This window comes from Deltaproteobacteria bacterium HGW-Deltaproteobacteria-4 (assembly GCA_002841765.1).
Taxonomy (GTDB): Bacteria; Desulfobacterota; Desulfuromonadia; order Desulfuromonadales; family UBA2197; genus UBA2197.
The window spans coordinates 44792-61713 of the sequence record PHAV01000001.1 but is presented as its reverse complement, the minus strand read 5'-3'; the positions used below and the strand labels follow the sequence as shown (position 1 = coordinate 61713).

Below are 16922 nucleotides of genomic sequence, written 5' to 3'. Positions count from 1 at the left end.
GTCCATACAGAGGACGGGGCGACATTGGTCGTGCTACTTGATATTGAAATTCAAAATATGCCGAGAAAGACGCCTTAAAAGGCGAGCGCTACCTGCATCGTCAATTGTTCACTGTGGTCCACCGCCGCCAGAGAGGAAGCAAACTTGCCGTGCAGATATTCGACGGAAATGGTGGTTGCAGCCAGGGGCATCCAGGAAAGATCGACTCCGTATTCACGCCGGGGCGCATCGGCCAACTCCCGACCGCCGCCAAAGCGGGCCGCCAGCTCGACTGCAGGTGTCAACTCCCAGGCTGCCTCCAGATTCCAGGTCTGCGGCTTGTCGCCACGACCGTCGCTATTGGCATCCAGATCGCTGGCAGCAAAGGCTTTGGCCGCAGCGAGATATTCCGCCTCCAGGCCAAGGCGACCCTGCTTCAGATGAGCATAGGCGCTCCAGCCGGCAACACGGCGGCTATAGCCGTTGCCGCCGAGGAATTCGGCGCCACTCTCAGAAATGTCGGAGAGAACGCTGGCACCAAATTCCAGCCCTTCGGAGGGTGCCACGGTCAAGCTCAAACCGCCGTCGTTGACTTGGTCCTCGCTGCTGGCTTTGTCCTCGTTGCCGTTAAAGGCAAAAGCGCTGAGGGAGAAAAATTCACGCTGATAAGTCAGGACAAGGGCTGTTTGCCGGGTCTCACCGAGAGCCAGGGGGAGCGGATCACTGATGAAATGGCTGTGAAAAGCGCCAAAAGGGAGATATATGCGACCCGCGCTCAGGTTCCAGCTGCCCTGCTCAAAATGCATAAAGGCTTGATCGACTTCCAGCTCACCATCCTCTTCATAAAGCAGGGTAAAATTGACGCCGACAGCTTCGTTCACTTTGGCGTCAAGACCGAGCTGAGCGGTAGCCAACGTCAAATCGCTGGCACTAACCGTGCTGTGGTCGGGCAAACGCTGCCGAAGGGCACTCCCTTCTACCTCGATCAAGCCGGAAAGGGTCATATTTTCGCTGATCGCTTCACTCAGACCGGCGCTCTTCTTCTCGGCCAAGGTGTGGTAAAGCTCTGCCTGGCTGGTCTCCAGTCGCTGCAAACGCTCTTCGAGACTCAAAGGAGAAGAGAAGGCTTCGTCCGCCAGCAGCGGGGTCAAGCAAAGAAGACACAGGACAAGAGCAGAGAAATTCCGACGCAGAAACATGAAAAACACTCCTTTTGAGAAATTGATTATCGATTTCAATTAATGGCGAAATGTTTACGGGAGAACGACAAGCACTCCTCCGGCCGGCAGCAGCGTGCCAGTTTGCGGACCATGCGTTCGCGGCAGCGTTGGTGGGTGGCGGCTAGGTCCAGACTCTTTTCCGGGGCGCCGTAGATTTTCCACGGCCCCTGAACTGCAAAGGGGATCGTTACCCAGCCGAGGAAACCGGCAACATCCTTGAGGGGGTAGCCGAGAAAGATGCCGATCTCGTGGGGGAACCCCTCCCCTTGCTGACAACGTTCCTGTAATTGATCCAGGATCGACTCCATCTCTTCGAGATGATCGTAACCGGCCCTCCGGAGCATAGCCCGTGTCGAAGGTTTCTCCAGCAACTCTTCCAGGAGCTGCGGAGTATAGATGAGCAGCAGCAGAGATGCACCGCGATCGACCAGCACCCGACCGACCAATCCGCTCTGGGCAAGGACCTCAGCTCCGCACTCCTGCCAAAGCCGGTAGAAATTCCGGCCGCAATGGTGCGGGCGATTGACGAGGTTGATCAGGCTGCCAGGCTTGACACCGGCCAGAATCTCAGCGCTTTCGTAAGCGAGAAACGAAGTCAGACAATCGCGGTCCGCAGGGAAGCGGTGGGCAACGCTGTGCCAATGGGGCTGAGGACGACTTGCCGGCTTTAGCACGGTATCTGAACGCATGAGATCTCCTGACGCAGGGGTCCGAACTGGGTGACGATAGGAAATTCCGGCGCGTGACGGCGAATACGACCGTCACGCGCCCCGTGACTTTACGATCAATATTTGGCCTTGATTCCGTTCAGCTCTTCCTTGGATGTGTCGGCCCAACGCTTCAGGGACCAGTTGCCGATCCAGCCCTTGAAGGCCGCAAGATTCTTCTGGCGCTCTTCCTCGTTGGCGCCGAGGTACTGGTACATGTTACCCGGCTTGCCCTCTTTACTGTTCTGCCCGTCGTCGAGCCGACGCATCATCGCCCCGGTATTAGGCCACCCGACAAAGGCGACGAGATGGCTGTAGGTGTCCATGCGCATCCCCTGCCCCTTGGCGAGCCACGCCTCTTTCTCTTCTTTAAACTGGGGATATTCCGGTGCCGAATCGGCGCCATGGCAATCGAGGCAGTGCTCCGCCACGATCCCCTTGATGCTGCTTCTCCAGGTGACCTCACTGGCGCCAACCGATGCGGCGGTCAATACGATCAGACCAATCATTGCAAAAATTTTTTTCATGGTGATTTCTCCTCGTCTCTTTGAAGTTCGCTGTGAGTCACTGCTGACGTTTGTTTTTGGTTGTGTCACTGTGATCACAACCGTGACAGGATCCCTGTTTCTTCCATAAAAAGTGGTAAAGAAGCCAGCCACAGCCGACCAGAATTACCACCATCCAGAGAATATCGACGATCCCCATTCTAACCTCCCAGCCCCAGAAGTTTCCCCCCTTGGTAAACGAGCAGGGCCGCGGTCCAGGCGAGGACCGACTGGTAGGCGAAGGCGACTCCGAACCACTTCCAGCCGCCAAACTCCTGACGCATGGCGATGGCAACGACCACGCACGGCATGTAGAGGAGGACAAAGACCATAAAGGCGTAGGAGGAGAGCGGCGTAAAAGCACCCCGGACCGCGCCCTTTAAGGGGGTCTCCCCCTCTTCATCCTCCGCCGCGAGACTGGAGACGCCGAAGGTCGAGACGACATTGTGTCCGGCCTCCTTGAAGGCGCCGCCGAGGGACGTGACCATCTCCTCGAAGTCTTCGCCAAGGGTCGGGGCCGGACCGGCTTCTTCCTCAGCTGTGGCCGACGGTGCGTAGATCTCACCCATGGTGCCGACGACAATCTCCTTGGCGATGATCCCGGTAATCAGCGAAGCCGAGGCCTCCCAGGTGCCGAAACCCAGGGGAGCGAAGATCGGAGCGACAGCAGCGCCGGTCTGTCCGAGATAAGAGTCGCGCTTACTCTCCACGCCCCAGGGGAGGTTGAGGAGGAACCAGACCAGGACCGAGACGGCAAGGATGTAGGTGCCTGCCTTGATCAGGAAATGCTTCCCTTTCTCCCAGGTGTGAATCGCCAGACTCTTTAGAGTCGGCATCCGGTAAGGGGGGAGCTCCATGATGAACATCGGCGCTTCACCGCGAAAGAGGGTCTTCTTGAAGATCAGCCCCATGAGGATGGCAAGGGCGATACCGAGGACGTAGAGGGACCAGATCGCTGTCCCCGGGTTGGTGAAGAAGATGCCGGCAAAGAGGACATAGACCGGCAGACGCGCGCCGCAGGACATCAAGGGGAGGAGCAGGGCAGTAAGCACCTTGTCACGCGGGTTCTCCAGGGTGCGGGTGGCGTAGATGCCGGGGACGTTACAGCCGAAGCCGAGGAGCATCGGGATGAAGGACTTGCCGTGCAGGCCGATGGAGTGCATGGCCCGGTCCATGACAAAGGCGGCCCTCGCCATATAGCCGCTCCCCTCCAGAAAGGTGATAAAGAACATCATCGCGAAGATGACCGGCACAAAGACCAAAACAAAACCGACGCCGGCAACGACGCCGTCGAGGGCGAGAGAGACGGTCCAGTCCGGAGCGCCGATCACCCCCATTCCTGCCTTGACCCAGCGCCCGAAGGGGCCGGCGATCATCCCTTCAAGCCAGCCGCCAAAGGGGGAGGAGAGGTCGAAAGTCAGCTTGAAGACCAACCACATGGCAGCGAGGAAGATGGGGATACCGAAGATGCGATGGAGAACGATCCGGTCGATCTTCTCGGTCAACTCCTGACGCGGCACTGCCGGCTTGTGCAACACCTCTTTGGTCAACCCGGAAGCGAGAGCGTAACGGGCTTCGGCGAGCAAAGCCTCGATGTCCTCACCGTGAGCGCGACGCAGATGGCGGAGGGGTTCGTCGAGCAGCGCCGCGCTGTCGAGATCAATCTCTTTAGCGATCTCGGCATCCCCTTCCATCAATTTGCAGGCGAGCCAGCGTTGCGGATAGCGGCCGGCGAGATCCGGGTATTCTTTCTGCAGTGCCACCGTCACCCAACCGGCGGCCTGATCGATGTCGATGCCGTAGCTGAGTTCCTTGGGGCAGTGGGGCGCGGCACGGTCAGCTGTCGCCAGGACCGCGGCGAGAAGCTCCTTGAGACCGCGATTTTTGGTGGCGGCGGTCGGAATAACGGTGACACCGAGCATCGTCTCGATCCCGGCAACGTCGATGCGATAGCCCATCGCCTCGGCTTCGTCGAAGATGTTCAAGGCCATCACCGTCGGTATGCCAAGTTCGAGCAGCTGCACGGTCAGATAGATGTTGCGTTCGAGATTGGTACTATCGACGACGTTAAGGATCAGGTCCGGCTTCTCGTGCACCAGATAATCACGGGCGATAATCTCTTCCTGGGTGTAGGGGGAGAGCGAATAGGTTCCCGGCAGATCGACGAGACGGATGCCGCGCCCTTCAAACTCGAAGAGCGCCTCCTTCTTCTCCACCGTGACGCCGGGCCAGTTACCGACGTGCAAACGACTGCCGGCAATGGCATTGATCAGGGTCGACTTGCCGGCATTGGGGTTGCCGGCGACGGCGACAGTAATCGGGCGTTGTGCTACAGGTTGAGTCATGACAAAGCCTCCACATTAATCCCCTGCGCTTCCGAGCGGCGCAGGGAGAGACGGTAACTCTTCAGAGCCACTTCCAACGGATCGCCCATGGGAGCGATTTTGATCACCTTGACTTCTACACCGACAAGCACGCCCATATCCATCAACCGGCGCTTCAAGGGGCCAACGACGCCGATGGTGGTGATCCGTCCGCTCTGTCCGGGTTTAAGTTCATCCAAAGTCATTGCACTCTCCTGACCATGATCTTCATCGCCAGCGAACGATCGATGGCAATGCGCGCCTCATCGATCTTGAGCAGGATCGGGGCGCCGTTGTTGAGCATCGAAATGACCTTGCCGGCTCGCAGGCCGAGCTCCTCGATACGGTTATCGCTCTTTTTATGCTTCTCGCCGTTGCACTGGCCGCAGCAGACTTTCTTCTCTTCATGAACGCGGATGTCGACGATCTCGCCGCTTTCGCCGGGGCTGAGCAGGGCCAGTGGCATCATCTGCTGTCTCCTTTGTTGGGGGTGAATATCTCTTGCTTACATGATCTTGAAATCCATTATCAATAATTAGACACAAAAATTGATTTTCATTTTCAATAAGACAGACTAATACACAAACAGGGAGAGCCGCCGCAACATCGTCCTGAGTTGTTTACTTCTTTTCCTGCTTACCCTTCCCCGTCAGACAGGCAGCACAACGCCCGTATATTTCCAGACGATGCTGCTCAATCACAAAGCCGTGTTTGGCGGCAACCTGCTCCTGCAATCTTTCGATGCCGGGATTTTCAAACTCAACGATCGCCCCGCAGACCGTGCAGATGAGGTGATCATGGTGCTGCTCTTCACTGCTGCACTCGTATCGGGTATGACCGTCGCCAAAATGGCGAGGTGCCGCCAATCCACTTTCAGCAAGGAGTTTGAGGGTGCGATGCACTGTAGCGTAACCGATATGGGGATTTTTTTCACGAATGGTCCTATAAAGCTCTTCTGTCGAGAGGTGCGACCCCGCCGCCAGAAATTCATCAAGGATCACTTCCCGTTGCTGGGTAACCTTGAGACCGTGCTTACCGAGATATTCACGAAAGGAATCTTTGTAGTTCAAAAGCAACCTCTAGTTGAAATTGAATTTCAATTTAAACAATGAGGGTTGCGGAGTCAAGGTGTAATTTTATTTTTTCTTTGTATTGCGGAAGATTAATCAGGATTTTCAATGAGACAGTTTGCCCTCGACCGCCAGATAAGTGCCGGGCGGTTGATAATAATTGAGGAATGTCGCGACACGGTTATGACCGCTGCGCCGGAACAGATCGGTCAAATTCAACCCGACGCCCATGTACAGGTTTCTTTCGCCGGGCGCGCTCAGATCCGAGTAGCCGCGGACAAAGTATCCGGCATGCAACTCGACATGCTTCAGAATACTTTGATTGAACCGTTCAAAACCATTGAGTTTAAGAGCAAGCAGGTATTTTGAATTTTCGTAATCGGTCGTGATATCCATCTGCCCCGGATGAACGCCAATCTCCCAGCGCAAATCGACCTTCTGCGCCAGGTCAGGGTGGCGATATCGATAGTAGCTGGCCATCGCCCCCACGGCATTTGCAACGAGATCCTCATAAGAAAAACCATAATCACTGAAGGAATCCCCCGCCTCCATCACGCTCAGAATGGTAAATGACGACAGCGCCCCGAACCAGGCTGCCTCCTCCGGCGTAAAACACCAGTGTTCAAAAAGGCTGGAGATACCTTGAGCGGCTGCATAGGTGGCAAAGACATGACCGAGCTTATCGACTCCCCCCGATTCCGTATTCTGACCGAACCATCCCTCCGATGTCCCCTGGGGAGTACGACTAAAGTAGTCCCAGTTGACAACGCCCCACGCTGTGACCACCCCCACTCCGCCCAGCGTTACATTCATCACCTGACGATTCCGCTCCTTTGCCGTGATTGCCTCCGCACCATCAGCCCAAGCTTGCGTCGAGAAGACCACGAGCAGCATCAGCACAAAAGTTATCGCCCAGACGCTACATCGTCTTTTTGCAGACAAAAAATTCATGCGAGTCCGGCTCCTGCTCAATCAAACTAAACCAGGGAGCACTGATCTTAGCCGCTCACCGGCACGAAGCGATAAAGCCAACCGGTGACGCCGGTCAGGAGATTAAAGAAGAGCATGATGCCGACGATCATGAGGAGGACACCGGTGAGGATCTCAAAGAGGCGAATATAGACGCGGAAGCGCTTGAAGAAGCCAAGGAAGCCGTGGAAGAGGAGGCCGGAGAGGAGGAAGGGGATGCCGAGCCCGACAGAGTAAGCGGAAAGGAGAAAGATCCCCTGGCCGGCCTGGCCGGAGGTCGCGGCGATCATCAGAATGGCGCCGAGGACCGGGCCGATGCAAGGGGTCCAGCCGGCGGCAAAGACGATGCCGACAAAGACGGTGCCGAGGTAGCCGTGCGGCTTATCGTGGAGGTGAACCCTTTTTTCCCCAAGAAGAAAACCGAGCTGAAGGATGCCGGAGAGATGCATACCAAAGACGAAGATAAGGAGTCCGCCGATCTTTTGCAGCCAGCCGAGCCCTTCCTGCAGCGAGCTCATCAGCGCTCCGGACGCGACCCCGGCCAAGGCACCGAGGCTGATGAAGACCAGGGAGAAGCCGGCGATAAAGAGGAGAGAATGACGCAGAACGGTCATTCGCACCTGGTGATCGGGGTGCTCTTCCTGCAACTGGTTAAAGGAGAGACCGGTTATGTAACTCAGATAGGAAGGGATGAGCGGCAGGACGCAGGGCGAAAAGAAGGAAAGGATCCCCGCCGTAAAGGCAATCCACAGACTGATATCCGCCGCCGCTCCCACTATTTTCCCCCGGCGATCTGGGCGTTAAAAAATTTAAGGGCTTCAGTCGATGACCAGTTGCGGGCGCCGAGAATGTGTTCGGCAATGCGCCCCTGCCGGTCAATTACAAAGGTCTCAGGGAATTTAAAGACCTGGTAAAGCTTCTGAACCGTGCCGTCAGCATCGCTGAGGACGGCGAAACTGTGAGGCGTCCCCTTGACAAAGGCTTCGAGATCTTTGACATCTTCATCGGCATTGACGGCGAGCATAACAAAATCCTTGCCGCCCAGGACTTCATTAAGTCGCTCCATTGACGGCATCTCCTCGCGACAAGGGGGACACCAGGTCGCCCAGAAGTTGAGAAAGACAACCTTGCCGCGATAATCGGAGAGTTTATGCTCCTTGCCGTCAAGATCACGCAGGGTAAAATCGGCGGCAAGAGGTTTGCCGACAGGAACAGGCGCTTCTTTATTGCAGGCCGCGAAAAGGAAGAGGCAGAGGGTGAAGAGGAGAAAGCGGGAGAGGGTATACATAGTTTTGAATATCCTTATATGAGAGGGTGAATAAGCAACTTTTTACGCTTCCACCCAAGAAATGTCAAGATGAGGCGATGCCGCCACCTTCCTTCCAAAGCGTCTCGATATCGTCCATCTGTTCCTCACTGAAGCCAAAATAGTGTGCAATTTCATGAACAAGCGTCTCGCGAATCACCTGTTCCAGAGGCACGTCAGTCTCTGCCGCATACGCCTCGATCGCCCCCTGATAAAGAGCGATAAGGTCGGGGAGGCCACTGGCATCGCCCTGGCTCCGTTCCGGGAGCGGGCAGCCCAGATATTCGCCGAGAAAATCGAAAGGATCGGCATCGTCATACTCGGCGAGAAGTTCAGGAGGGGCCCACTCTTCAACGATAAAGGTGAGATTATCGATTTTGGCCAAAAACTCGCACGGGATGGTGGCGATAACCTCCTCGGTCAGGGCGACAAAAGCGCTGCGCTCCATCACGGTTTCTCTCTGTGCAGCCCGAACTTTTCCATGCGGTAAAGGAGGGTATGACGGGGGATACGCAAAAAAGCCGCCGCTTTGGTCTGATTATTATGACAGCGCGTCAGGGCTTCAAGGACCGCTTCCTTTTCGATCGATTCAAGGGAATAGCCGTCATCCGGAAGATTAAGCACCCGCTCCCCTCTACCGTTGCCGTTTCCGGCCGTGCCAACGATCTTCGCCGGCAGGTCGGCGACGCTGATCGTTTCGTTGCGACGGAGCAGCACCATCCGTTCGACGGCATTCTCCAGTTCACGCACATTTCCCGGCCAATCGTAGTCGCAGAGACGACGCAGGGCGTCAGCATCCAGGTGGAGCTGCTCACCGCCGTGGCGCAGCAAAAAGTGGCGGATCAGTAAAGGGATATCGTCACGACGTTCGCGCAGAGAGGGCAGATCGAGGAGGATCACCGCCAAGCGGTAGTAAAGATCTTCTCGAAAGCGTCCCTGCTGCATCGCCCCTTCCAGATCGCGATTGGTCGCCGCCACCAGACGCACATCAACTTTACGACTGCTGCCGCCGAGCGGTTCGATTTCGCGCTCTTGTAAGGCGCGCAGCAGCTTCGGCTGCAGATCGATGGGGAGTTCGCCGATCTCGTCGAGAAAGAGGGTGCCGCCGTCGGCAAGCTCGAACTTCCCTTTACGATCCTTGATGGCGCCGGTAAAGGCACCGCGTTTGTGGCCGAAGAGTTCACTTTCGAGAAGATCGCCCGGTAGCGCCGCGCAGTTGACAGCGACAAAGGGACCTTCGTGGCGCTCGCTGCCGTGATGCAGGGCGCGGGCGATCAGCTCCTTGCCAGTACCGCTTTCGCCACTGATCAGCACCGTTGCTTCACTGCCGGCAACGCGGCGCACGATCTCAAAGACTTCACGCATCGGCGCTGAATTGCCGACCAGTCGGCTGAAGTCACAGCGATCCTGCAACGTATCGCGCAGGCGCTGATTCTCGGCCTTGAGACCGGCGACGGTGAGCGCCCGCTCGACGCAAAGACGCAGCTGGTCGCGGCTGAAGGGCTTGGTCAGATAATCGAAGGCGCCGAGCTTCATCGCCTCCACCGCCTTTTCGACGGTGGCAAAAGCGGTGATGACGATCACGATCGTTTCCGGTTTTTGCGTCTTGATCTGGCGCAGCACATCATAACCGGAGAGCCTCGGCATCTGGATATCGGTGATGACAATGGTCGGTTCTTCTGCAGCAAAGAGCTGCAAACCCTCCTCGCCACTGGCGGCACAAAGGACGCTGTGTCCCGCTTCCTGGAGGGTGAACTCCGTCACCCGGCGCAGGGAATCGTCATCGTCGATCAGCAATATCTTGTTTTTGCTCATGTCGTTCGCTTTCGCAAGTGAGGCAAGACTTTCACCACCCCAGCGGCAAGATTACCGTAAAGGTCGTCCCGACACCAATGGCACTCTCCACTTCAATGCGGCCGCCGTGGCCGACGACGATACGGTGAGTGATCGCCAGGCCGAGGCCGGTGCCATCGCGGCGGGTGGTAAAGAAGGGGCTGAAGATACGCGCCAGATGCTCGGGCGGAATACCGCTGCCGCTGTCGGCAAAGGAGGTACTTGCCTCGTCCTCCCCGGTCTGCGTCGTTATCGTCAAGCTCCCCCCTTCCGGCATCGCCTCAAGAGCATTGAGAATCAGATTGAGAAAAGCTTGTTTAAGCTGATTACGGTCAGCGATCAGTTCGAGGGTTGGGAGACCAGCGAGAGTGATCACGATCTGCTTCTTGGCGGCGGCGAGACGGGTCAGGGCAACCACTTCATCCAGGGCCGCGACCAGATCGATCCGTGTCTGCTCAGCGCTCGCCGGTTTGGCAAAGTCGAGAAAATCAGCAACGACCCGGTTGAGACGATCAACTTCGCGGATGAGGATCGTCGCGAACTCGCTGCGCGGGTCGTCGGCCTTGATCCCGTCACGCAGAATTTCGGCGGTGCCGCGGATCGAGGCGAGGGGGTTGCGGATTTCATGCGCCATCCCCGCGGAAAGTTCACCGAGGGCGGCGAGACGATCGGCTCGCCGCAACTGCTCTTCGAAGTCAAGGATCTGCTCGGACTGACGCTTAAGCTCGAAGAAACTCGCTTCGAGCTGCTGGGCGGCGAGTTGATAACGCTCCTTCTGCTCCTGCTCCTTCCCGGCGAGAAAACCGGTGAGGCCGCCGATGACGTTAAAGAGGATGATCTCCAGATACTGCTCCGGTTCCACCGCCGGGTGGTGCTTCCACTGAAAAATAACGTGCGGAATAAAGAGGACCGAGGTGGTGAGGGCAGTAATCAGTCCGCCGCGCAGCCCGAACCAGAGGCCGGCGAGGACGATCGGCAGATAGTAAAGCCGCCGATAGATGTCGTGCATGCGGGCATCGTGAATATTCGTCACATAATGGAGGACGGTAATCACGGCCACCATCACCACGACAATGGCAATGCGCAGAAAACGGGTGTGGGTCATGCGTGATTTTTAACTGAAGGAGACGGGCATGACAAGGCTTTTCTCTGGACAGGGGGAGCGTGGATTGATTATCCTGCCGCCACGATGAGAACTATCCGCCTCACTATTGAATATGACGGTACCGCTTATGTCGGCTGGCAGCGTCAGGCCAAGGGCCGCTCCATCCAGCAACTTCTTGAAGAAGCTCTTGGCCAGATCGTCCGCGAAAAGGTCGTCCTGCACAGCTCCGGCCGCACCGATGCCGGGGTGCATGCCCGCGCCATGATCGCCCATTTTCGCACCGAAAGTCCTTTTCCTTTGGTCGCCTTTCGCGAAGGGGTCAATCGTTTTCTCCCTGACGACATCGCCGTCCGCGAGGCGGTTGAGGAAACACGCGACTTTCATGCGCGCTTTTCCGCCGGCGGCAAGTGGTACCGTTACCGGATCTTCACCGCCCCGGTCCGCTCGCCCGCCTTCACCCGCACCGCCTGGCATATCCGCCAGGATCTCGACTTCGCGACGATGGCTGCGGCCGCCCGCTTCTTTGTCGGCCGCCACGACTTTGCCGCCTTTCGCACCACCAGTTGCGACGCCCGCACCACCATACGGGAGATCTACTCTCTCGACCTGCAGCGCGACGGAGAGATTATCACCATCGATGTCCACGGCAGCGGCTTTCTCCGTCACATGGTGCGTATCATCGTCGGCACCCTGGTCGAAATCGGCCTGCATAAACGCCCGGCCGAAGACATCCCCCGCCTCCTTGCCCGCGAGCCAGGGCTGCGGGCCGGCGTCAATGCCCCGCCTCAGGGACTTTGTCTGATGGAAGTCTATTATCCGGAAGCGGAATTGATTCAAGAGAGCGGGTTGCTGTAGGGGGACCCCTCTGTTTTCGCCCAATCGGTCCTGATCATCTCTCCTTTTTATGCGGAGGCCGTTATGCCTTACATCCTTGCCCTTGATCAGGGAACGACCAGCTCCCGCGCCATCATCTTCGATCAGCAGCTCCAGGTTTGCGCCCTTGCACAGCGTGAATTCACCCAGATCTTTCCGCGGCCGGGATGGGTCGAACATGACGGGCGCGAGATCTGGGGGAGCCAGCTCGGCGTCGCCGTCGAAGCTCTCGCCCAGGCGGGATTGACGCCCGCCGACCTTGCCGCCATCGGTATCACCAATCAGCGCGAAACGATCCTTCTTTGGGAAAGGAAAAGCGGCCTCCCTCTGCACAATGCCATCGTCTGGCAGGACCGCCGCACCGCCCCTCTCTGCGAACGCCTGCGCAGCGAGGGCTTGGAACCGCTCATCACCGAAAAGACTGGCCTCCTCCTCGACCCCTACTTCTCCGGCACCAAGCTGGCCTGGCTCCTCGACCATATCCCCGGCGCCCGCCAGCGCGCTCTTGCCGGCGAACTCGCTTGCGGCACCATCGACAGCTGGCTGGCGTGGAACCTCTCCGCCGGTGCTCTGCACATCACTGACGTCAGCAATGCCTCACGCACCCTCCTCTTCAACATCCACACCCTCGATTGGGATGATGACCTGCTGCGCATCCTCGACATCCCCCGCGCCCTGCTGCCGGAAGTCGTCGATTCCAGCGCCGTCTACGGCACCACCGCCGGCCAGCTCTTCGCCGCCCGCGTCCCCATTGCCGGAATCGCCGGCGACCAACAGGCCGCCCTCTTCGGTCAGGGATGTTTTGTTCCGGGGATGGCGAAGAATACCTATGGTACCGGTTGCTTCATGCTTATGCAGACCGGAACACAGCCGGTGGTGTCGCAGAACAAGCTCCTCACCACCGTTGCCTGGCGGATGGGCGGCGTCACCGAATATGCTCTGGAAGGGAGCGTCTTTATTGCCGGAGCAGCAGTACAGTGGCTGCGCGACGGCCTCGGCATCATCCGCACCTCCGGCGAAGTCGAAGCCCTTGCCGCCTCCGTCCCCGATAATGACGGCGTCGTCCTTATCCCCGCCTTTGCCGGCCTCGGGGCGCCGCACTGGGATCCCTATGCCCGCGGCACCATCGTCGGCCTGAGCCGGGGAACGACCGCCGGCCACATCGCCCGCGCCACCCTGGAGAGCATCGCTTTTCAGAGCGCCGACCTCCTCGCTGCCATGGAGGCCGACGCCGGCATGCAACTGCGTGAACTGCGCGTCGACGGCGGTGCCACCCGCAACCGCCTGCTCATGCAATTTCAGGCCGACCTCCTGCGCGTGCCGGTGGTACGGCCGGGAATCATGGAGACGACCGCCCTCGGCGCCGCTGCCCTTGCCGGTCTGGCCGTCGGAGTGTGGCCGGATCGAGACACACTTACCGCCCTCTGGCAAGCGGAGGAGACGTTTACCCCGGCCATGCCGCAGGATGAGGCGATCCGTTTGCAGGGACGCTGGCAGCGCGCCTTGGAGCGGGCCAAGAACTGGGAGCAACCATGAAACGCGCCGAACTTTTACAAAAACTCCAACAGCAGACGCGCTGGGACATGATCATCATTGGCGGCGGCGCCACCGGTCTCGGTGCTGCAGTGGAAGCGGCAAGCCGCGGCTACAGTACCCTCCTGCTTGAAGGGCAGGACTTTGCCAGCGGCACCTCCGGCCGCAGCACCAAACTCATCCACGGCGGGGTGCGCTACCTGCAACAGGGAAATATCGCCCTGGTCCTTGATGCCCTGCACGAGCGAGGCCTCCTCATCCGCAATGCCCCGCATCTGGTGCAGAACCGCTCCTTTATCGTCCCCCTCTACGATTGGTGGGAAGGCCCCTTTTATGGCGTCGGCCTCAAACTCTATGATGCTCTTGCCGGCAAGCTCGGCCTCGGTCCCTCACAACTCCTGTCCCGCGCCGAAACCCTGAAACAGTTGCCGACGCTTGAGGAGAAGAGCTTGCACGGCGGGGTGATCTACCACGATGGCCAGTTCGACGATGCCCGTCTCGCCATCGCTCTGGCCCGCACCGCTGTCGATCAGGGCGCCACGGTGATCAACCACCTGCCGGTAACGGCATTGATCAAACAGAGCGGCCAGGTCTTCGGTGTCATCGCCAAAGATGTTGAGAACGGCCGGGAATACGAGCTGCACGCCAAAGTGGTGATCAACGCCACCGGTCCCTTCTGCGATACCATCCGCCGCTTTGACGACCCGGCTGCTGCGATGCTCCTTGCTCCGAGCCAAGGGATTCATCTCGTCCTCCCCCGCGCCTTCCTCCCCGGCGAGAGTGCGATCATGGTACCGCACACCGACGACGGCCGCGTCCTCTTTGCCGTCCCCTGGCACGAGCGGGTCCTCCTCGGTACCACCGATACGCCGGTCGACAGTGTCGACTTCGAACCGCGTCCCCTGGCAGCGGAGATCGATTTCCTTCTCCAGCACGCCGCCCGCTATCTCCGCGAGGATCCGCAACGGGAGGATATTCTCAGCATCTTTGCCGGGCTACGCCCTCTGGTCAAAAACGGCGACAGTCACGACACCGCCTCGTTGTCCCGCGACCACACCCTCCTCGTTTCGCACAGCGGACTGGTCTCCATCACCGGCGGCAAATGGACAACCTACCGCAAGATGGGGGAGGAGACCATCAACCTCGCCGCTCGCATCGCCGTCCTGCCGGAACGCCCCTCACGCAGCGCCGAACTGCCGCTGCACGGTGCCGACGCCATGGCTACTGGTGAGTGGGCTAGTTACGGCAGCGATGCCGCCGGCCTCGAAGCCCTCTGTGTCACCACGCCATCCCTGCGCCAACTCCTTCACCCCGCCCTCCCCTATCGCCGCGTCGAGATCATCTGGGCAATTCGCCACGAATGGGCATCCAGCGTTGAAGATCTTTTGTCCCGCCGCACCCGTGCCCTGATTCTCGATGCCCGCGCCGCCATCGCCATCGCCCCGACTGTCGCCGCCCTTCTCGCTGTTGAACTCGGCCGGGACGACGCCTGGCAGGCCGAGCAGATTGCCGCCTTTACCACTCTGGCGCAAGGATATCTGCCATGATTGAGATCAAGGATTCCGATATCAAACTCGAATTCTTCCGCGCCACCGGCCCCGGCGGCCAGCACCGTAACACCACCGACTCGGCGGTGCGCATCCGCCACCTGCCGACCGGTATCGTCGCCCAGGCAACCGAGAGCCGTTCACAGTGGGAGAACCGCGCCGTCGCCATGAAGCGGTTACAGGCGCTGTTAGAGCGGCGCAACCGCAAGGTCAAGGTACGGGTGGCCACCAAAGTGCCGTACGGCGCGAAGCGGGATCGGTTGACGGAGAAGAGACATCAGGCGGCCAAGAAGAGCCAGCGCTCCGGAGCGGGGGAGGAGGATTAAGATCGCTGCCCTTGACGTCTCCCCGCCAAGGTGTCAAGGTGCGAGACATCTGCTCCCTCCGGCCCGGATTCCCCGGGCCGTTGCTGTTTCAACCCCTCCCCCCTTCCTGCCGCGAGGTCAGCTCCATGTCCATGCCGATGAATCGTCCCGCTCAGTTGGCCCTTATTGACCAGAACCGCCAGGAATACGGCGACCGCTACGCCGGCCTCTCCTTCCCTTCGGCCAGCGCCGCCGACAGCGCCCGGGTCCGGCGCAGTGCCCTGCTCGCCGATCTGGAGGGCCGCGCCACCCTCAGCGCCAACGCCAGCAAACTGGAGAGCCTAAAGCTCTCCCCTGGCTGCCGCGCCTGCCTGGAAGGGAACTGGTCGTGCCTCTTCATCACCGGCAACTGCAACTGCCGCTGCTTCTACTGTCCCACCGCCCAGGATGTCGGCGGCGCTCCGGGGACCAACAACCTCGACTTTCCTAAAACCGACGATTACGTCGATTACCTCGCCCGCTTCGGCTTCACCGGGGCGAGCATCAGTGGCGGCGAACCGCTCCTGGTTCTGGAAAAATCGCTGCAATATCTCCGTGCCATCCGTCGTCGCCTCGGGGACGGGGTGCATCTCTGGCTCTACACCAATGGCACCCTCCTCACCCGGGACATCGCCCGGCGTCTGCGTGACGCCGGCCTCGATGAAATCCGCGTCGACATCGGCGCCACCGACTATGCCCTCGACCAGCTAAAGCTGGCGGTGGGGATTATCCCGCACATCACCGTCGAGATCCCGGCGATCCCCGAGGAGGGAGACCGGCTTCAGGAGAAGCTGGTGGAGATGGCCGACAGCGGCGTCAACTACCTCAACCTCCACCAGCTGCGCCTCACCAACCACAACTATCCCCAACTGGCAGGACGGGGCTACACCTACCTGCACGGGGAGAGCGTGACGGTTCTGGAATCAGAACTGACCGCCCTGGAGCTCCTCCGCTACAGCCTCGATCACAGCTTGTCCCTCGGGGTGAACTATTGCTCCTTTGTCTATAAAAACCGCTTCCAGGGGTCCGCCGGCCGGCGCCGGGCCGGGGCGCAGATCGTCAAGAAGTATGAGGAGATCACCGCGGCCGGCTATCTGCGCAGCCTCTCTCTGAGTGGACCCGGCGCGGAGGTACAACGGCAGGTCGAACGGCTGCAACGCCTCGATCCCGCCGGCCAAAAATGGCTCCTCGCCCCGAACGGCACGGAGCTGCATCTCGCCTCCTCCCTCTGGTCGGGACAGGACGACTCGGGGCTGGAACTGAAGTTGCGCTACGCCGAGGCCCGCATCCTGCCGGCGATCAGCTACCGCAACGCCTTTATCGAAGTCCCTCTCAACCCGAAGCGCAAAGTAGCAGTGGAGCGGCAAGCGGTCAGTGGGGAGTGGCGGCTGGGTGGGGCTGAATGGCGGCAGTTGCAAGAGGAGATCGCGGGAAGCGGGACTTTTCCGGCGAGCGGGAGCTCGCCGTTACAGCAGGAGATGCGGCGCTTCGAACAGCTACCGGTGGGCCTGCAGGACTATTTTTAGTC

Annotated in this window: 19 protein-coding genes; 5 read left to right on the top strand and 14 right to left on the bottom strand. The window is 59.3% G+C overall.

Annotated elements, in window-relative coordinates; translation table 11 throughout:
- Positions 1 to 74: 74 nt before the first annotated feature.
- The 14 genes from CVU69_00270 to CVU69_00205 form a co-directional block, all read right to left on the bottom strand.
- Positions 75 to 1178 (bottom strand): hypothetical protein, encoded by a 1104-nt coding sequence (locus CVU69_00270; GenBank protein PKN13645.1) that lies wholly within the window; start codon positions 1176 to 1178, stop codon positions 75 to 77.
- 35 nt (positions 1179 to 1213) lie between these two features.
- On the bottom strand, positions 1214 to 1888 hold the full coding sequence (locus tag CVU69_00265) for a DUF3793 domain-containing protein (protein PKN13644.1): 675 nt from the start codon (positions 1886 to 1888) through the stop codon (positions 1214 to 1216).
- A 95-nt stretch (positions 1889 to 1983) separates the two neighbouring features.
- On the bottom strand, positions 1984 to 2433 hold the full coding sequence (locus CVU69_00260) for a cytochrome C (protein ID PKN13643.1): 450 nt from the start codon (positions 2431 to 2433) through the stop codon (positions 1984 to 1986).
- 37 nt (positions 2434 to 2470) lie between these two features.
- Positions 2471 to 2611 (bottom strand): FeoB-associated Cys-rich membrane protein, encoded by a 141-nt coding sequence (locus CVU69_00255; protein PKN13642.1) that lies wholly within the window; start codon positions 2609 to 2611, stop codon positions 2471 to 2473.
- A gap of 1 nt (position 2612) precedes the next feature.
- Positions 2613 to 4796, bottom strand: coding sequence for a ferrous iron transport protein B (feoB, locus tag CVU69_00250; GenBank protein PKN13641.1), 2184 nt, complete (start codon positions 4794 to 4796; stop codon positions 2613 to 2615).
- On the bottom strand, positions 4793 to 5020 hold the full coding sequence (locus CVU69_00245) for an iron transporter FeoA (GenBank protein PKN13640.1): 228 nt from the start codon (positions 5018 to 5020) through the stop codon (positions 4793 to 4795). The genes feoB and CVU69_00245 overlap by 4 nt, the downstream gene beginning before the upstream one ends.
- On the bottom strand, positions 5017 to 5283 hold the full coding sequence (locus tag CVU69_00240) for a ferrous iron transport protein A (protein PKN13639.1): 267 nt from the start codon (positions 5281 to 5283) through the stop codon (positions 5017 to 5019). The genes CVU69_00245 and CVU69_00240 overlap by 4 nt, the downstream gene beginning before the upstream one ends.
- Positions 5284 to 5434: 151 nt before the next feature.
- A complete protein-coding gene (locus CVU69_00235; GenBank protein ID PKN13638.1) occupies positions 5435 to 5890 on the bottom strand; it encodes a transcriptional repressor in 456 nt (151 codons plus the stop codon).
- Positions 5891 to 5989: 99 nt separating this feature from the next.
- Positions 5990 to 6835: a DUF2279 domain-containing protein gene (locus CVU69_00230; protein PKN13637.1), complete on the bottom strand. Its 846-nt coding sequence runs from the start codon at positions 6833 to 6835 to the stop codon at positions 5990 to 5992.
- Between the two features lie 47 nt (positions 6836 to 6882).
- The gene (locus CVU69_00225; GenBank protein PKN13636.1) at positions 6883 to 7629 is read right to left on the bottom strand and encodes a cytochrome C biogenesis protein; all 747 of its coding nucleotides are present in this window, start codon (positions 7627 to 7629) and stop codon (positions 6883 to 6885) included.
- On the bottom strand, positions 7629 to 8141 hold the full coding sequence (locus tag CVU69_00220; protein PKN13635.1) for a thioredoxin: 513 nt from the start codon (positions 8139 to 8141) through the stop codon (positions 7629 to 7631). The genes CVU69_00225 and CVU69_00220 overlap by 1 nt, the downstream gene beginning before the upstream one ends.
- 64 nt (positions 8142 to 8205) lie before the next feature.
- On the bottom strand, positions 8206 to 8607 hold the full coding sequence (locus CVU69_00215; GenBank protein ID PKN13634.1) for an acetylglutamate kinase: 402 nt from the start codon (positions 8605 to 8607) through the stop codon (positions 8206 to 8208).
- Positions 8607 to 9974 (bottom strand): DNA-binding response regulator, encoded by a 1368-nt coding sequence (locus CVU69_00210; protein ID PKN13633.1) that lies wholly within the window; start codon positions 9972 to 9974, stop codon positions 8607 to 8609. The genes CVU69_00215 and CVU69_00210 overlap by 1 nt, the downstream gene beginning before the upstream one ends.
- Before the next feature lie 31 nt (positions 9975 to 10005).
- Positions 10006 to 11097: a sensor histidine kinase gene (locus CVU69_00205; GenBank protein ID PKN13632.1), complete on the bottom strand. Its 1092-nt coding sequence runs from the start codon at positions 11095 to 11097 to the stop codon at positions 10006 to 10008.
- An 84-nt stretch (positions 11098 to 11181) separates the two neighbouring features.
- Here CVU69_00205 and CVU69_00200 point away from each other — a divergent pair, with 84 nt between their 5' ends.
- The 5 genes from CVU69_00200 (at position 11182) to CVU69_00180 (ending at position 16920) form a co-directional block, all read left to right on the top strand.
- Positions 11182 to 11952 (top strand): tRNA pseudouridine(38-40) synthase TruA, encoded by a 771-nt coding sequence (locus CVU69_00200; GenBank protein ID PKN13631.1) that lies wholly within the window; start codon positions 11182 to 11184, stop codon positions 11950 to 11952.
- Between the two features lie 63 nt (positions 11953 to 12015).
- Entirely contained in the window at positions 12016 to 13506 is a 1491-nt protein-coding gene (glpK, locus tag CVU69_00195; GenBank protein PKN13630.1) for a glycerol kinase, read from the top strand.
- Complete coding sequence (locus CVU69_00190) at positions 13503 to 15050, top strand: FAD-dependent oxidoreductase (protein PKN13629.1); 1548 nt, start codon at positions 13503 to 13505, stop codon at positions 15048 to 15050. Before glpK ends, CVU69_00190 begins: the two co-directional genes overlap by 4 nt.
- The gene (locus CVU69_00185) at positions 15050 to 15376 is read left to right on the top strand and encodes a peptide chain release factor-like protein (protein PKN13849.1); all 327 of its coding nucleotides are present in this window, start codon (positions 15050 to 15052) and stop codon (positions 15374 to 15376) included. The genes CVU69_00190 and CVU69_00185 overlap by 1 nt, the downstream gene beginning before the upstream one ends.
- 137 nt (positions 15377 to 15513) lie before the next feature.
- Positions 15514 to 16920, top strand: a complete 1407-nt coding sequence (locus CVU69_00180) for a radical SAM protein (protein PKN13848.1) — start codon at positions 15514 to 15516, stop codon at positions 16918 to 16920.
- The last annotated feature ends 2 nt before the right edge of the window (positions 16921 to 16922 follow it).

What these genes read in the sequence shown, in the direction of transcription:
- CVU69_00270 (PKN13645.1), bottom strand. Translation starts at nt 1,178, where the DNA reads ATGTTTCTGCGTCGGAATTTCTCTGCTCTTGTCCTGTGTCTTCTTTGC.
- CVU69_00265 (PKN13644.1), bottom strand. Translation starts at nt 1,888, where the DNA reads ATGCGTTCAGATACCGTGCTAAAGCCGGCAAGTCGTCCTCAGCCCCAT.
- CVU69_00260 (PKN13643.1), bottom strand. Translation starts at nt 2,433, where the DNA reads ATGAAAAAAATTTTTGCAATGATTGGTCTGATCGTATTGACCGCCGCA.
- CVU69_00255 (PKN13642.1), bottom strand. Translation starts at nt 2,611, where the DNA reads ATGGGGATCGTCGATATTCTCTGGATGGTGGTAATTCTGGTCGGCTGT.
- feoB (PKN13641.1), bottom strand. Translation starts at nt 4,796, where the DNA reads ATGACTCAACCTGTAGCACAACGCCCGATTACTGTCGCCGTCGCCGGC.
- CVU69_00245 (PKN13640.1), bottom strand. Translation starts at nt 5,020, where the DNA reads ATGACTTTGGATGAACTTAAACCCGGACAGAGCGGACGGATCACCACC.
- CVU69_00240 (PKN13639.1), bottom strand. Translation starts at nt 5,283, where the DNA reads ATGATGCCACTGGCCCTGCTCAGCCCCGGCGAAAGCGGCGAGATCGTC.
- CVU69_00230 (PKN13637.1), bottom strand. Translation starts at nt 6,835, where the DNA reads ATGAATTTTTTGTCTGCAAAAAGACGATGTAGCGTCTGGGCGATAACT.
- CVU69_00220 (PKN13635.1), bottom strand. Translation starts at nt 8,141, where the DNA reads ATGTATACCCTCTCCCGCTTTCTCCTCTTCACCCTCTGCCTCTTCCTT.
- CVU69_00215 (PKN13634.1), bottom strand. Translation starts at nt 8,607, where the DNA reads ATGGAGCGCAGCGCTTTTGTCGCCCTGACCGAGGAGGTTATCGCCACC.
- CVU69_00210 (PKN13633.1), bottom strand. Translation starts at nt 9,974, where the DNA reads ATGAGCAAAAACAAGATATTGCTGATCGACGATGACGATTCCCTGCGC.
- CVU69_00205 (PKN13632.1), bottom strand. Translation starts at nt 11,097, where the DNA reads ATGACCCACACCCGTTTTCTGCGCATTGCCATTGTCGTGGTGATGGTG.
- CVU69_00200 (PKN13631.1), top strand. Translation starts at nt 11,182, where the DNA reads ATGAGAACTATCCGCCTCACTATTGAATATGACGGTACCGCTTATGTC.
- glpK (PKN13630.1), top strand. Translation starts at nt 12,016, where the DNA reads ATGCCTTACATCCTTGCCCTTGATCAGGGAACGACCAGCTCCCGCGCC.
- CVU69_00190 (PKN13629.1), top strand. Translation starts at nt 13,503, where the DNA reads ATGAAACGCGCCGAACTTTTACAAAAACTCCAACAGCAGACGCGCTGG.
- CVU69_00180 (PKN13848.1), top strand. Translation starts at nt 15,514, where the DNA reads ATGAATCGTCCCGCTCAGTTGGCCCTTATTGACCAGAACCGCCAGGAA.